The sequence below is a fragment of the Flavobacterium agri genome (genome assembly GCF_013401995.1).
Classification (GTDB): domain Bacteria; phylum Bacteroidota; class Bacteroidia; order Flavobacteriales; family Flavobacteriaceae; genus Flavobacterium; species Flavobacterium agri.
In genome coordinates, this window is sequence record NZ_JACBJI010000003.1 from 546,800 (window position 1) to 561,971 (window position 15,172).

13 protein-coding genes are annotated in these 15,172 nt (G+C 47.7%); 4 read left to right on the forward strand and 9 right to left on the reverse strand.

Annotated elements, in window-relative coordinates:
• Nucleotides 1-61: 61 nt before the first annotated feature.
• Together HZF10_RS09825 and HZF10_RS09830 are read right to left on the reverse strand one after the other, a co-directional pair.
• Nucleotides 62-1,255 carry an aspartate aminotransferase family protein gene (locus HZF10_RS09825; protein ID WP_176006017.1) on the reverse strand — a complete coding sequence of 398 codons (1,194 nt, stop codon included), beginning with the start codon at nt 1,253-1,255 and terminating at the stop codon, nt 62-64.
• Nucleotides 1,256-1,367: 112 nt separating this feature from the next.
• Nucleotides 1,368-3,095: an OstA-like protein gene (locus HZF10_RS09830; protein ID WP_176006018.1), complete on the reverse strand. Its 1,728-nt coding sequence runs from the start codon at nt 3,093-3,095 to the stop codon at nt 1,368-1,370.
• A 220-nt stretch (nt 3,096-3,315) separates the two neighbouring features.
• Between HZF10_RS09830 and HZF10_RS09835 the strand changes: the two genes are divergently transcribed.
• A complete protein-coding gene (locus HZF10_RS09835) occupies nt 3,316-5,181 on the forward strand; it encodes an alpha-amylase family glycosyl hydrolase (protein WP_176006019.1) in 1,866 nt (621 codons plus the stop codon).
• Nucleotides 5,178-5,837, forward strand: coding sequence for a hypothetical protein (locus tag HZF10_RS09840; protein ID WP_176006020.1), 660 nt, complete (start codon nt 5,178-5,180; stop codon nt 5,835-5,837). Before HZF10_RS09835 ends, HZF10_RS09840 begins: the two co-directional genes overlap by 4 nt.
• A 3-nt stretch (nt 5,838-5,840) precedes the next feature.
• On the opposite strand, the gene nhaA is transcribed toward HZF10_RS09840, so the two are convergent.
• The 5 genes from nhaA to HZF10_RS09865 all read right to left on the reverse strand — a co-directional run bounded on the left by nhaA (nt 5,841) and on the right by HZF10_RS09865 (nt 10,836).
• A complete protein-coding gene (nhaA, locus tag HZF10_RS09845) occupies nt 5,841-6,992 on the reverse strand; it encodes a Na+/H+ antiporter NhaA (protein ID WP_176006021.1) in 1,152 nt (383 codons plus the stop codon).
• 271 nt (nt 6,993-7,263) lie between these two features.
• Entirely contained in the window at nt 7,264-8,406 is a 1,143-nt protein-coding gene (locus HZF10_RS18135) for a GNAT family N-acetyltransferase (protein ID WP_176006022.1), read from the reverse strand.
• A 1-nt stretch (nt 8,407) separates the two neighbouring features.
• Nucleotides 8,408-8,767, reverse strand: a complete 360-nt coding sequence (locus tag HZF10_RS09855; RefSeq protein ID WP_176006023.1) for a cation transporter — start codon at nt 8,765-8,767, stop codon at nt 8,408-8,410.
• Nucleotides 8,768-8,904: 137 nt separating this feature from the next.
• Nucleotides 8,905-10,173: an adenylosuccinate synthase gene (locus tag HZF10_RS09860; RefSeq protein ID WP_176006024.1), complete on the reverse strand. Its 1,269-nt coding sequence runs from the start codon at nt 10,171-10,173 to the stop codon at nt 8,905-8,907.
• A 189-nt stretch (nt 10,174-10,362) separates the two neighbouring features.
• Nucleotides 10,363-10,836 (reverse strand): Fur family transcriptional regulator, encoded by a 474-nt coding sequence (locus tag HZF10_RS09865; RefSeq protein WP_176006025.1) that lies wholly within the window; start codon nt 10,834-10,836, stop codon nt 10,363-10,365.
• Between the two features lie 226 nt (nt 10,837-11,062).
• Here HZF10_RS09865 and HZF10_RS09870 point away from each other — a divergent pair, with 226 nt between their 5' ends.
• A complete protein-coding gene (locus tag HZF10_RS09870; protein ID WP_176006026.1) occupies nt 11,063-11,716 on the forward strand; it encodes a hypothetical protein in 654 nt (217 codons plus the stop codon).
• A 50-nt stretch (nt 11,717-11,766) separates the two neighbouring features.
• On the opposite strand, the gene HZF10_RS09875 is transcribed toward HZF10_RS09870, so the two are convergent.
• Nucleotides 11,767-12,240, reverse strand: a complete 474-nt coding sequence (locus tag HZF10_RS09875) for a YdeI/OmpD-associated family protein (RefSeq protein WP_176006027.1) — start codon at nt 12,238-12,240, stop codon at nt 11,767-11,769.
• A 112-nt stretch (nt 12,241-12,352) separates the two neighbouring features.
• Between HZF10_RS09875 and HZF10_RS09880 the strand changes: the two genes are divergently transcribed.
• Nucleotides 12,353-12,583: a hypothetical protein gene (locus HZF10_RS09880; protein ID WP_176006028.1), complete on the forward strand. Its 231-nt coding sequence runs from the start codon at nt 12,353-12,355 to the stop codon at nt 12,581-12,583.
• 80 nt (nt 12,584-12,663) lie between these two features.
• Here HZF10_RS09880 and HZF10_RS09885 read toward each other — a convergent pair whose 3' ends face one another.
• Nucleotides 12,664-14,886 carry a RelA/SpoT family protein gene (locus HZF10_RS09885; RefSeq protein ID WP_176006082.1) on the reverse strand — a complete coding sequence of 741 codons (2,223 nt, stop codon included), beginning with the start codon at nt 14,884-14,886 and terminating at the stop codon, nt 12,664-12,666.
• Nucleotides 14,887-15,172 lie beyond the last annotated feature (286 nt).

The following is a 15,172-nucleotide window of genomic DNA, read 5'->3' on the forward strand; positions in this document are numbered from 1 at the left end:
TAAGGTGGATGCGAGTCCTTGCTTCGCTTTTGGTGTAATCAATCCGGCCCCTGATTCGGAATTATTGTTGCAATTCCGCCTGTACTTCATTTAGCGCTTCCAGTAAAATCTCACAGCCTTCACGAATTTCGTTTTCCGAAATCGTAAGCGGCGGGGTAATCCTGATCGCGCAGCCTTCAAAGAGCAACCAGAACAGGATGAGACCTTTGTCCTGGCATTTTAAAATGACTTTATTCGTAATCTCTGCAGATGGTGTCATGGCTGCAAGCATGAGTCCTTTTCCGCGTATTTCGATTATCAAATTGTGTTCCAATAGCGATCGGAACAGTTTTTCCTTTTCAAGCGTCTGCGGAATCAACTCTGTTTCAGTCAATTCCTGTAAAGTTGCCAGACAAGCTGCCGCAATGACAGGATGTCCGCCAAATGTCGTGATGTGTCCGAGTTTCGGATCGTGGCTCAACAAATCCATCATTTCGGACGAAGCGACGAATCCGCCGACGGGCATTCCGCCACCCATTCCTTTGCCTATAATAATTACGTCGGGCACGGCATCGTAGTTTTCAAAACCGAACAGTTTTCCCGTACGTCCGAAACCAGGCTGTATTTCATCGACGATCATCAAAGCGCCGACTTCGGTACATCTTTCGCGCAATTTCTTGAACCAGCCGTTTTTCGGTTCGATGAAACCTGCGCCGCCCTGAATGCTTTCGACGATTACTCCGGCAGTTCTTTCAGTGATTTTTTCAAGATCCGATTCGTCGTTGAACGTAATGAAATCGACATCGGGAATCAACGGACGGAATATCTGTTTGCGCTCCTCAAACCCCATAACGCTCATCGATCCCATCGTATTGCCGTGGTAGGCGTTCCTGCATGAGATGAGTTGTGAACGGCCTGTAACGCGACGTGCCAATTTGAGCGCGCCTTCTGTAGCTTCCGTTCCCGAATTGACCAGATAAATCTTGTCGAGCGGAGCAGGCAATAGGTTCGCGAGCATTTTGCAGTATTCCGTCGCCGGATGCTGTGCGTATTCACCGTAAACCATCACATGCGAATATTTCTGCAATTGATCGTTGATCGCATCGTTCACGCGTTTGTTCACGTGCCCGAGCGTACACGCCGAAACACCTGCCACGAAATCGAGATATTTCTTGCCCGAAGTATCGTAAATGTAAGAACCTGATGCGTGCGAGACTTCCATTCCCAACGGGAAAGGCGAAGTCTGCGCTTGGTATTCGAAAAAATCTGCTTTCACGTTATTGACGGTCGGAAACCAATTTTAAGCGAAGTTAATCTGAACAAGTTTGCGAAACCTATCAGAGTTACTGCTTTTTGTTATAGATGTATAAATGATATGGAAGGTTGCGTCATTTCGACGTACCGATGCTCGGTTTTGCCGATCCCGATTTCCGCATCAAACCACGTTTCCTGATTGGCTGTTTTGATGGAACTTTGTCTTCAGGCTTGTCCTTAGGCTTTACAGCTTCGTCGTAGTCGAGTGTTTCCTTACGGATTTCGATCGGCTTGTCGGCATTTTTCTCGTCGGCTTTGGCTTCTTTTTTCGCTTCTTCCTCGTAAGCTTGTTCCTCGGGCGGGAAAATCTCGTCTTTCGATTTGATGCGTTCGTCTCCGCGCCAAATGAATCCTCGAAGTTTACGCACATTTTCGGGGAAATCCTTTTCTGGTGTCAGTTCGCCTGCGGGCGATTCGAAAACCGTTAGGATGTCTATTTTGTTGTCGGTCAGCAAAAGATTGATGCGGCTTCCGGCCGATTTGTTGATCCCGACGAGTTCGTGGTTGTCGTTTCGCACGTAGTAAATACATTCGGTATTCTTGACGATGTCGACCTCGTACAATTTGTTCTCTCGGAATTTTCCGTACAAATTCACGCCTTTTACCTGATTGTAACCCGTTCCCGCCGAATCTTTCGCGATGATGAACGAATTGCCGAGCACTTTCAGGGAATCGAGTTTTTCGGTTTGTTTGTTGCCGATGAGATGCATGATGTCGCCCGTAAGCTGGTTGTCGAAATTCCACAGGATCGGTTTTCCGATGAGTTTCGTAAGTCCCGTAACCTGGCTCGAATGGATCGAATCGCATTTTCCGCTCATGTCCGATTTGTAAAAACGCGCGTTCGGCCAGGCGCGGATCACGCGGTTTTCGGGTTTTCCGGTCATCAACAGTTTTTTCCCGTGGATATACACCGAATCGTTCTCTACCAAATTGATCGCCACGGCGCGTTTGGTCACGAAAAGCGAATCCTTGAGTTTCCAGACTTCGCCATAGTGGCCTTTCACGATGCCTTTGTTGATCGTGTCGGTAATCTTGACGTTGCGCGTGGCCGAAGCGAATTCTACCTTCCTGTCGTAATACAGACTGTCGCCTTCGATGCGTCTGTCTTTGTATTTGATGTATGAATGGTTCAGGAAATGCCCGACGTTCTTCTTGCTGTCGTAGAACCCTTTTTCGGTATAGATGAAATTCTGCTCGCTCGTGATCGTCGACGGCCCGAAAAGATAGGCATGACCCGAATTGTTGAAGTAATCGAGATGGTTCGACTTCATCACATATTTTGGATTCGTAAGCGTCACGGCGGTCAAAAACACGAATTTGTGCTGCTTCGCGTAATAACGCCCGGTGTTGCTTTTGAGTACGTTGTCTTTGTTGGTAATCACGCCTGGCGTGCGATAATAGGCTTCCTGGATGTTTCGGTCAAAGTAGATCGTATCGGTCTTGAGCGTCATATCGGGTGAGCGCATCACGACATTTCCCGTGGCGAACGCCTGTTTGTTCGTTCCGTTGTATTCGGCATAGCGGCTGTCGAGAAAAAGCGTGTCACCTTGAATCAGATGCACATCGCCAAATGCTTTGAGGTAATTCTCGTTCTCGAAAAGATAAGCCTTGTTGCAACGCATGATGGCACCGTCGTGGTTCACGCGCACATTTCCGGTGAGCAATACGGCTCCGGGAATCTCGGTCTCGTTGCGGTCAAAGAAATCGGCGTGCTCGATGTTGATCTTGCCATTTTTCTTTTGGGCAGATGTCGAAATGCTTGTGGACAACGCGATAAGGAAGAAAAAAACCAGTCTTTTCAAAGGGTGAATTTTTGCGCAAATGTATGGAATTGTAGGGATTTGCAGACGATGTTAAGAGGAAATTGGCGAAGTGTTTTGGGGATTCCGACGAAGGAGGAATCTCATCCAGTGCGCACTTGCCGAGATTTCTCCTTCGTCGAAATCCTCCAATCTTTAAACCCATTAATCGTTCAATCTTTAAATTCCAACCCTATATTTGTAAACAACGAACACACGCCACATGAAAAAAACAATCCTCGCCCTTATTGCCTTTTCGGCGTTGTCTATGCAGGCGCAATCGGGCAAAAGCAAAAATATGGAACAATCGCCCAAGCAGAAAATCGTCGTCTATCAAGTATTCACGCGTCTTTTCGGAAACAAGAACACCGTAAACAAACCGTGGGGAACGATAAAGGAAAACGGAGTAGGGAAGTTCAGCGATTTCACCGATAAGGCCTTGACCGAAATCAAGCACCTCGGCGTCAACTATATCTGGTACACGGGCGTTCCGCACCACGCTTTGGTCAACGATTATACGAAATACGGCATCTCGAACGACGACCCCGATGTAGTGAAAGGCCGCGCCGGTTCGCCTTATGCCGTCAAGGATTATTACAACGTGAATCCCGATTTGGCGACGAATCCGGCCAAGCGTCTTGAGGAATTCGAAGCACTGATCAAGCGAACCCATAAGAACGGATTGAAAGTGATTATCGACATCGTGCCGAACCACATCGCGCGCCATTACGAAGGAAAGAACAATCCGAAAGGCGTTCGCGATTTCGGTGCCGACGACAATAAAGAGGTCGGGTACGACAAAAACAACAACTTCTATTACATTCCGGGCCATGCGTTCGAAGTGCCCACGTCGGATTCGTACAAACCGCTCGGAGGCGAACAACATGCAGGTCTCGACGGGAAATTCAACGAAAATCCCGCCAAATGGACCGGAAACGGATCTCGCGCCGTGAAACCCGACATCAACGATTGGTACGAAACCGTCAAAATCAATTATGGAATCCGCCCCGACGGCTTGAAGGAATTCCCGCAATTGCCTTACGGATTCGACAAGCAAGGCTACGAAGCGCATTATGAATTCTGGAAAGAACACGAAAAAGAAGTGCCGTCGTCGTGGAAAAAATTCCGCGATATCGCCTTGTATTGGACCGCGAAAGGCGTAGACGGTTTCCGGTACGACATGGCCGAAATGGTACCCGTCGAATTTTGGAGCTACATGAACTCGGCCATAAAAATGAAGAATCCTGATGCGTTCTTGCTTGCGGAAATCTACAATCCTAACGAATACCGCAATTATATCAACATCGGCAAGATGGATTATCTGTATGACAAGGTCGATCTGTACGATAAATTGAAGGAAGTCATCCAAGGCAAATCGAATCCGGACGGCATTTCCGATATCCAAACCCGATTCGCCGACATCGAGCATAATTTGCTGCATTTTCTCGAAAACCACGACGAGCAACGCATCGCAAGCCCTGAATTTGCAGGAAATGCACATAAAGCAAAGCCGATGGCCGTACTTTCGGCGACCATAAGTTCGTCTCCGATGATGATTTATTTCGGACAGGAAGTAGGCGAACCGGGTAAGCAAGATGCAGGTTTCGGAAAACCGTCGCGCACCTCGATTTTCGATTACATCGGCGTACCGAACCATCAACGCTGGATGAACGACGGCAAGTTCGACGGCGCCAAACTCAACAAAGAGGAAAAAGCGTTGCGCGAATTTTATCAGCGTCTGCTCAATTTTTCATTGGATGCTCCGGCGCTTTTGGGTGAATTCCGCCAGTTGCAGCAAGCCAATCGCCAAAATCCGAATTATCCGCAGGAAGTCTATGCGTTCGCACGCTTTGACGACAAGCAGAAATTGGTTATTGTGTGCAACTTCTCGAATACGAAATCGTCGTTTTTCGAACTCAAAATCCCTTCGGATGTGATCAAGGACATGAAACTTGAAGACGGAACCTATGTCATCAAAGACCAATTGTACGGAAAAAGCACGATCAAGCTCAACATAGCCAATGGCGAAGGTAAAATCGGGATAACGATCGCGCCTTCGGAATCGTTTATTTATCAAATCAATCAATGATGCAAAAAAACGTGGTCACCTACAAGGTTTTTTCGTCAAAGCAGGAAGTCATCGAGACGGCAAAAATTTTACAAGGCGCGGGGATTGAGATTTATTTGGACGATTATTCTCAAATTTTTGATCCTTCGTTTTCGAACATCCAAGGCGAAAAAGAATATCGCATCAAACTCGATAAGGATAATTTTGGCGAAGCCGACGCGGTTCTTGAAGCCGCTATGTCCGAGCAACTCGGGGATGTTCCTGCCGATTATTATTTGTTTTCGTTTTCAAATGGTGAATTAAAGGAAATCCTTGCCAAAAGGGAAGAATGGAATTTGTTCGATTATGTTTTGTCCAAGAAGATTTTGTCGGACAGAGGTTTGGGAATTAACGAATCCGAACTCGAAATAATCAGGGAAAAGCATATGGCAGAACTGGCACAACCTGCCGAAAGCCAACACGGATCGATAATCATCGGATTTATTTTTGCGCTTGCCGGCGGATTTTTAGGAATTCTGATCGGCTGGTACATTTCATCACAAAAGAAAACACTTCCAAATGGTGAACAACTTTTCGCTTTCAATGATGCCGACCGTCGTTGGGGAAAACGCATCTGTTTTTTTAGCGTTTTCATGTGGATTTTCTGGATGGGATTAATCTTCTGGTTAAAGAATTAGGCTTTAATTTACTGAAGATCCTCGCTTGCGCAGGAACAGACTTAGACAGCCAAGCCCTAAAATTCCCGACAGCAACGAAGCAACCAAAATCGCCATTTTGGAAAGGTTGATCATGTGCATGTCGTCGTAGGCGAGAAGTGCGATGAAAATCGACATCGTGAATCCGATGCCGCCAAGCATTCCCGCACCAAGCAAATGACGCCGTCTCAATCCGAAAGGCAATCGGCAAAACCCGAGTTCGGTTGCGGCATACGAAAACCCGAAAATGCCTAATGGTTTCCCGATGACCAATCCGACGAGAATCCCCAGTCCGGCCAAAGTCGTCAACCCCGTTTCAAAACCTGCTTCTATGACGATGGCCGTATTGCACAAAGCGAACAACGGCAAAATGAGAAAAGCCACGGGTTTGTGCAGGAATTCCTGTAAAATATACGAGGTTGATTTTTCGTTTCCGTTGCCGAACGGTATCGCAAACGCAAGCAGAACGCCTGTTATCGTCGCGTGTACGCCCGAATGGTGCATGAACCACCACATTGCGATTCCACCGACTAGGTACGGGATCAGATTTCGGATCTTGAGTCGGTTAAAAATGAGTAACAAAACGAAAATCGCAAGCGACAATCCCAAATTCAAGAACGATATCGATTTGGTATAGAAAACCGCGATCACGATTATCGCACCCAAATCGTCTATTACCGCCAAAGCCGTAAGGAAAACCTTGAGTGCCGTCGGAACACGGTTGCCGAGCAACGACAAAATCCCGATGGCGAACGCGATGTCGGTGGCCATTGGGATTCCGGCTCCGTTTGCCGAATCGGTACCGAAATTCATCAGCAGATAGATGCCGGCCGGTACGAGCATGCCTCCAAGAGCGCCGAACAACGGCAATGCGGCCTTTTTTATGTCCGAAAGTTCGCCTTGGTAAATCTCGCGCTCGAGTTCCAATCCTATCAACAGGAAGAATACCGCCATCAAAGCGTCATTGATCCAACCTGTAATCGACGAACCCGCCAAATCGTTCTGCCAAAAAGCGATGTAGTGGACGCCATAAGGACTGTTGGCCAGCATAAGCGAAATGACCGTCGCGACGATAAGCAACAGGCCGCCGGCTTTTTCGGATTCGAAAAAATGATGGAACAATCGGGTCAGACGCATGATCAAAAGATACGGTTTCGTTGGCACTTACACAAAAAAAAGCCCCGATCAGGGCTTAAATATCGTTTAGCCTTTCGGCCCGCCGTGTTGCTGATCGGATTCCGCTAAAAGCGCCGACGTGGGTTTCGATATGCGTCCGAACGGGTGGAAAGCACGCATCCCCTTGACAGCCTCCTCGGCGAACTGACACCCGTCATCTTCGTACCGAAAGGCAAAACGATGTTCAAAGTTAGCCAAGATTTTGTGCGGAAACAACGTCTTTGACGTTCCGTTAAGGTTTGCGGCGGTCGGCTCGCGTCATCGCATATTGGTATTCGTCGGTCCAGTTGCCGTCGTCGAAATAACTCTGTACGAAATGTCCTTCGCGATGGAATCCGCAGGCTTCGAGCATTTTTATGGACGCCTCGTTGCGCGTATCGACCAATTCGACGATGCGATGGAAATCGGGCAGCGAAAACAGGAAATCGACGATCGCGTTCAACGTTTCCCTCGCGTATCCGTTTTTTTGATGCAAATGTGACACCGTAATCCCGATTTCGGCCACGCGCGTATCGAAAGCGTCGAGTTTGATCGCACAATCGCCTATGAGTCGCCCCGTTTCGCGGTTTTCGATCGCATATTGTACCCATTCTCCGGCGTTACCAAAGTTTTTGGACGTTTGCTGTTCGATGAAATTTTGTGCTTTTTCACGATCCATGATGCCGAAACCTTGGTATTTGACGATTTCGGGATTGGAACGATACACAATAAAATCTTCGAGATCCGAGGTTTTCATATTCCGGATTTGAAGTCTTTCGCTCGTAATGGAAAAAACCCGTTTCCCGAACGAACAGAAAAGGAAGTTTTGCGTCGTCCCGAAAGGTGTCTGATGGTTTTCGGTACGGCACGAAATCGCTTCGAAACCCAAAAAAGCCGATTTCATTTTCGGTTCGTCGTATTGGGTAATTTCGAGTCCGCTGCATTTTTTTGGTCCGTCGGTAGAAAAAGTCCCGATGATGAGGTTGGCGACGACGTGGCGATTTACAAGCGAAGCGTATTTCGAGATGTCGTTTTTATCGGTAAGGAAATGAAACGCCGCGCGGTCGTGCCAAATGTCGAAGTTTTCCGACGGTTCGAAATCGAGTATGTCCGAAACGACCCATTTCACTTTATCCGCTTTTTGCCCGAGGCGTTTTTTGGCGCGTTCGATGGCTTGGCCTGAAATGTCGAGTACGGTGATGTTTTTGCATCCGTCGTCGAGAAGGAAATCGACAAGATTCGAATCGCCCGCACCCACGTCGATGATGCTTTTCGAGCGATAATTTTCTATCGAACGGATAAATTCAAGTGATGTTTTCGGGATTTCCTGCGTCCAACTGACTTCATTTGGCGTTTTGGTCGCATAGACGTTTTCCCAATGTTTCTGTTGGCTCATATTATGCTTTTTTACAGCAACCGTCGAGGTTTTCGTAGGCCGAAGCATCGGCTTTGACCGCATCGGCATCGTAACCCATTTTTGAAATGGCAAGCCTGATTTCGTCGAGGTTTGTCTTTTGCGGATTGTAGAAAACGGTCAATGTCATCTTCTTGTCGTCGAGCTCGAACATTTTCACGCCTTTGATCTTGAGCAATCCCGTTTTCAGGCCTTTTCCGCAACTCGGGCATTCTTTGCAATGATCGCAGTAAATGTTGGTTTTGATGACGGCTTTTTCGTTGGTTTTGGTTTGTTGTGCTTTTGCTTGGAAAGCAGATAAAGACATAAGCAAGAACGCCAATAAGAGGAATTGCTTTTTCATAGTGATATCATTAAGTTCAACCGATGTAAATTCACGATGTTCGTGAAATTCGTGGCGACTGATTCGTCAACCGGCAGTGGCAAATATACAAGTAACATCCAAAAATAAAGCCCCGTAATTACGAGGCTTTATAGCTTTTAACGCATGATCGTCTGTTTCCTGTCCGGACCGACCGAAATTACCGTAATCGGAACTTCGACTTCCTTTTCGATGAACTCGATGTATTCCTTAAGCGCCGACGGAAGCGAGTCGTAAGTCGTCAATCCGGTCAAATCGGCATGCCAGCCTTTGAGTTCGGTATAAACCGGCTCTACGTTTTCGGGTTCGATGTTGTACGGCAAATGGTCGATATCCTGACCTTTGTATTTGTATGAAGTCGCAACTTTCAAGGTGTCGAATCCAGACAATACGTCGCCTTTCATCATCATCAGTTGGGTCACGCCGTTCACGCGGATCGCATATTTAAGCGCCACGAGGTCGAGCCAGCCGCAACGTCTCTGTCTTCCGGTTACCGATCCGAATTCGTTTCCGACTTTAGCCATCGTCGCGCCGACTTCGTCGAACAATTCCGTCGGGAAAGGGCCGCTTCCTACGCGGGTCGTGTAGGCTTTGAAAATCCCGTAGACTTCCTTAATTTTATTGGGTGCGATGCCAAGACCTGTACAAGCTCCGGCAGCGGTAGTGTTCGACGACGTCACGAATGGATACGTTCCGAAATCGACGTCTAGGAGGGAACCTTGGGCGCCTTCGCACAAAATCGTTTTTCCGGCTTTCTGGGCTTCGTGCAGGTATTCCTCAGAATCGATGAACGTGAGTTGTTTGAGCGCTTCGACAGATTCGAAGAACTCTTTTTCAAGTTCGGGCAGATTGTATTGGATGGCTACGTCGTAGAACTTGATCATCGCTTCGTGTTTGTCGGCCAAAGCGCGGTATCTTTCCTTGAAATCATCGAGTTCGATATCGCCTACGCGGATGCCGTTACGACCGGTTTTGTCCATATACGTCGGGCCGATTCCTTTCAAAGTCGATCCGATCTTGGCTTTTCCTTTGGCAGTTTCCGAAGCCGCGTCGAGCAGACGGTGCGTCGGCAAAATCAAATGGGCTTTTCTCGAGATGATCAGTCGCGATTTGATGTCGATGTCGAATTTGGCCAATCCTTCGAGTTCCTGTTTGAAAACCGTAGGATCGATCACGACGCCGTTCCCGATGATGTTGATGTTGTTCTTGTGGAAAATCCCCGACGGAATCGTTCTCAAAACGTGTTTGATGCCGTCGAACTCGAGCGTGTGCCCGGCATTCGGACCGCCCTGGAAACGCGCGATGATGTCGTATTTGGAAGTGAGTACGTCTACGATTTTTCCTTTTCCTTCGTCTCCCCATTGGAGTCCGAGTAGTAAGTCTGCCATTTTTAATTGAATGTCGGAAGGACTTTGTCGTTCCTGTTAGTTAGTTGTTGTTTAAGTTTAAAGTTTGATGTTGAACGTTTGTTGCGTTAGGGATTGCAGTGGAAATCCTTTTGGGCTGGCGAGCGTAGTCGAGGCAGGCCAAAAGATTGGAACGGAAAGCCCCGGGCCGCAGGCAACGCCAAAAAAATATCAATTCGTATTGTCGGTTGCCGGCTTGCGCTTGTTCCCGTACAAATACAACGAATGGTTGTGGATTTCTATGTCGAAAATCTCCTCGATCGTCTTTTTGATCGTTTGGATGCGCGGGTCGCAGAACTCGATCACCTCGCCCGTATCGGTCATGATGATGTGGTCGTGCTGCTTGTCGAAATAACTTTTCTCGTAATGCGATTGGTTTTGCCCGAACTGGTGACGGCGCACCAATCCGCAATCGAGCAACAATTCTATCGTGTTGTATAAAGTCGCGCGACTCACACGGTAGTTCTTGTTCTTCATCTTGATGTAGAGGTTCTCGATGTCGAAATGGTCCTCGCTATCGTAAATTTCCTGCAGAATAGCATAGCGCTCGGGCGTCTTGCGATGGCCTTTGCTTTCCAGATACATCGTAAAAACGTTTTTTACGGTCTCCTGGTTTTTGGTATTATCGGTGGAAATAAGTGTCATGCGGCAAAGATAATCGACAAAACACAAACGGCAATGGATGTTGGGGAATTGTTATTCAAGGTTTTGTTAAAGAAATGCGCGTTTTGTCGGAATCGTCATGTGCCGGTCTATTTATAACGTCGTTCGTCTATTTTGGGTTTTGAAGGGTTTTGGGCTTTGTTTTCTTTGCCTCGGGTTTTGGGATAGCCCCAATCCGGTAAATCTAATTCAAACTAAAACAACAAGTATGAAAAAAGTATTTTTATTCCTGATGGCCTCTATGGCTTTGGTGTCTTGCGGAAGCGATGACGGCGGCGGCGCAAAACGTCCGTCTATGGTCGCTCTTGCGGGCGGAAGCGAATCGCTCGTGTACAACATGACTTACGACAGCAAAGGACGCCTCAATACGTTGACGAGCAGCCAAAGCGGTTCCCACACGTATACGTTCGCCTATAACGAAAGCGGAAAAGTAGCGAGCGCGACAGCCTCGGGTTCGATTACGGGAGTAATTGGATTTGCGTATAACGAAGATGGGAAATTGTCTACAGTAACGCGTACTGGCGAAGAACCGACAACCGTAACGTGGATAGATGCCACAACGGCGACCGTGGGAACGACTACGGTCAAATTGGATGCGAAAGGCGATTTGCAATTGTATGATACGGCTTCTTTTACGCGAGATACAGGAAAAGGCGCATTTGCTTCGGTAAAAGGGGTCGACGGTCTTACGCTATTATTCATCGAACAGCAAACGCTTTTCTTCGCGTCTAAAAAGCCGGCAAAAACCATCAGCGGATCGGGCGTAGCCTACATCATGAACAATGATTTCGAAGGCGGAATGATAAGCGGTGCTACTTTCGATGCGAATGGCACGCCATACACGATGACCATTACTTACTAAGAATATTGTGTTAGTTTTTTTGAAGCCTCGGTTCGCCGGGGCTTTTTTTGTTAGGATAGCTTGACCTTCTCGTTTTCGAGGTGCTCGAGCGCTTTTCCGATGCGTCTTACGATTTCCTCGTCTACCGTAGCCGCAAAAATCCAGTCTGAGATTTCTTTTTTGCGCTTGTCGTCGAATGCCATGAATTTTTTGTGAAGTTTCGGCTCTTCCTTAAGGCAGACCAGGAAATCTTCCGGAATCACCATTGGCGCCTCATCGAGGTAAAGCACGATTTTGACCGAATCGCCTTGTTCCTTTTTTATCGCTTTCCGGATATCGGCCTTGACCGCGAGGAACGTTCCTTTTTTCATCGCCCAAATGTTGAAATCCTTGAGTTCGTGGCTGTCGATGAATCCGCGCACTCGCACCGTACTGTTGCGTTTTTTGGGAACGTTGGTCAAAATAGGCATTTCAACGAACGTCCATGCGCCTTTTCCTTCGCCTTTTTTAAGGATGAACGTATCGTCTATGATCGGTTTTTCCATGGTCGGATATTTGGTCTCATCGCAAATTTCGCAAGTTTTCCGATGAATTGAATAAGGCGAAACCCCGAAAAGCGTACTAATTTACGACTTCAAACCACAAAACTCAACTGTCATGGAAAATACAAGAGACGATCGGAAACAGCCGATCAACGACGGTGACAATCAAGGTCATGATTGGGCGCGCCAGCAGGAGAATGCCAGTGTGCGCTTTCAGCAGGACAAATCGCAAGATACTACCGAAGAGGAAGAGCACCAGTTGCCTGAATGGGGTGACATCGATCCGCTCGACAGGCCGGGACCAGCAGGCCCGATGGATCCGAGCGGACCAGGAAGCGCGGTTTGATAGGGAATAAGTTAGCCACGAATGGCACGAATAACACAAATTATTGGTGAAATTCGTGCCATTCGTGGCTAAAAAAATGATTAGTGGTAAACGCGCGTCACCTTATCGACGCCGTCAATCTTGCGGATGTTCTCCATCAACTTTTTCAAAATCGTATTGTTCTGTACGATCACGGCGATTTGGCCGTTAAAAATTCCGGCCTCGCCGTTAAGCGAAATGCTTTGGATATTCACGTGCATGTTGTTCGAGATGACTTTCGTGATCTGGTTCGTCAAACCGAGCGTATCCATTCCCGTAATGTTCAAAATGGCTTTGAATTCCTGTTGGGTCGAATCGATCCATTTGGCCGACATGATCCGGTATGCGTAATTCGATTGCAGCGTGATTGCGTTCGGACAATCCTTTTTATGCACTTTGATACCTTCGTTGATCGTCACGAAACCAAACACTTCATCTCCGGGAATCGGGTTGCAGCAAGTCGAGAGCTTGTAATCGAGTTTGTCGTGTTCCGGCCCGAAGACGAGCATGTCGAAATTCTGTGTGAGTACTTGCCTGTGCAGGTCTTCGTCGGGAATCGGCTTGTCCGTACGCTTAATGCGGTTCTTGAAGAAATTGATGAACGTATTGCTTTTCTGGGCCGCGTAATCCTTTAGCTGCTGGTTTTCGATTGCCCCGATTCCGACTCTGTAAAACAAGTCCAGACTCGTTTTGAGCTTGAAGAAATTCACGAGTTCGTTCACTACCGTTTCGTTGAGCGTAATCTTAAGGTGACGCAGTTTGCGCGTGAGCAGTTCTTTTCCTTCCTCGGCGATCTTTTTCGTATTCTCGTTGAGCGTGTTCCTGATCTTGTTCTTGGCGCGCGAAGTCGTCACGTATTCAAGCCAATGCGTCGTCGGTTTTTGATGTGGCGAAGTGATGATTTCTACCTGATCGCCGCTCTTGAGTTCGTGATTCAATGGCACGAGTCGGCCATTTACGCGTGTTCCTCTCGTCCTGATTCCGATTTCGGAGTGGATCGAAAACGCGAAATCGAGCGAAGTCGCACCTTTTGGCAACGATTTGATTTCTCCTTTAGGCGTGAAGATGAAAATCTCTTTCGCATATAAATTCATCTTGAAATCCTCGACGAAATCAACCGCGTTCGTCTCCGAATTTTCGAGTGCTTCCTTCAAAAGGTTAAGCCAAACGTCAAGCCCCGATTCTTCGTTTCCGCCGCCTTGCTTGTATTTGTAGTGGGCCGCGTAACCTTTTTCGGCGATTTCATCCATTCTTTCGGAGCGTACCTGGATTTCGACCCATCGGCCTTTCGGACCCATGACCGTAATGTGCAACGCCTCGTAACCTGTCGATTTTGGCGATGAAATCCAATCGCGCAAACGGCTCGGGGACGGGCGATAATGATCGGTGACGATCGAATAGATTTTCCACGCGAGGAATTTCTCGTCGTGAGGGTCGGATTTATAGACGATGCGCAACGCGAATTTGTCGTATACTTCATCGAAGCTCACGTTCTGCGCCTTCATCTTACGCCGGATCGAATATACCGATTTCGGACGCCCTTTGATGATATAATCGATGCCTTCCAGATCGAGCGCATTTTTGAGAATGCCCGAAATCTCGGCAATGTAAGCGTCCTGCTGTTCTTTCGTTTCCTTGATTTTAGAGACGATGTCCTTGTAAACCGTAGGTTCGGTGTATTTCAAGCCCAAATCCTCAAGCTCGTTCTTGATGTTGTACAACCCGAGACGATGGGCGAGAGGCGCATAGATGTAAAGCGTTTCCGAAGCGATCTTGACCTGTTTGTATTCGGCCATGGAATCCATCGTCTGCATGTTGTGCAAACGGTCGGCGATTTTAATCAGGATCACGCGTACGTCGTCGTTCAATGTCAGCAACATCTTGCGGAAATTCTCGGCCTGCATCGAGATGTTCATGTCTTTTTTGACTTGTGCGATCTTGGTCAGACCTTCTACAAGCTGCGCGACTTTTGGGTTGAACATGCGTTCGATGTCCTCGACGGTCACGTCTGTATCTTCCACGACATCGTGCATCAGGGCCGCGGCAATGGACGTCGCGCCCAAACCGATTTGGGAAGCCACGATTTTGGCCACCGCGATCGGATGGAATATGTACGCCTCGCCCGATTTGCGTCTTTGGTCCTTATGAGCGTCAACTGCCACGTCGAACGCTTTCCGGATCATCTTCTTGTCGCTGTCCGAAAGCGTCTGGTAGCTGATGCGCAACAGTTCCTTGTACTCTTGGGCAATGGCTTTGTTTTCTTTTTCGATGAATTCTTCCGTCAACTCCATGTGCTAAATGTAAAAAGAAATTTGGATTTTTTAAGGCGTTGCGCCAGCCGGAAAGACGCGGCAAAAGTAAAATCGGTTGCGGGCTGTCGCCGGGCTTTCCGTTTCAATCTTCGGGTTCCTCGACTACGCTCGGAACCCAAAGGATTTCCACTTCAATCCCTAACGCGCTCCCGTCAAAAATTACGCCAATCCCCATAAATCAAAATTCACTGACACAACGCCCGAAATCCGAATCGAAATCAATCAACCAAACTGAATTTTTTCAAAGTGACCACAATGG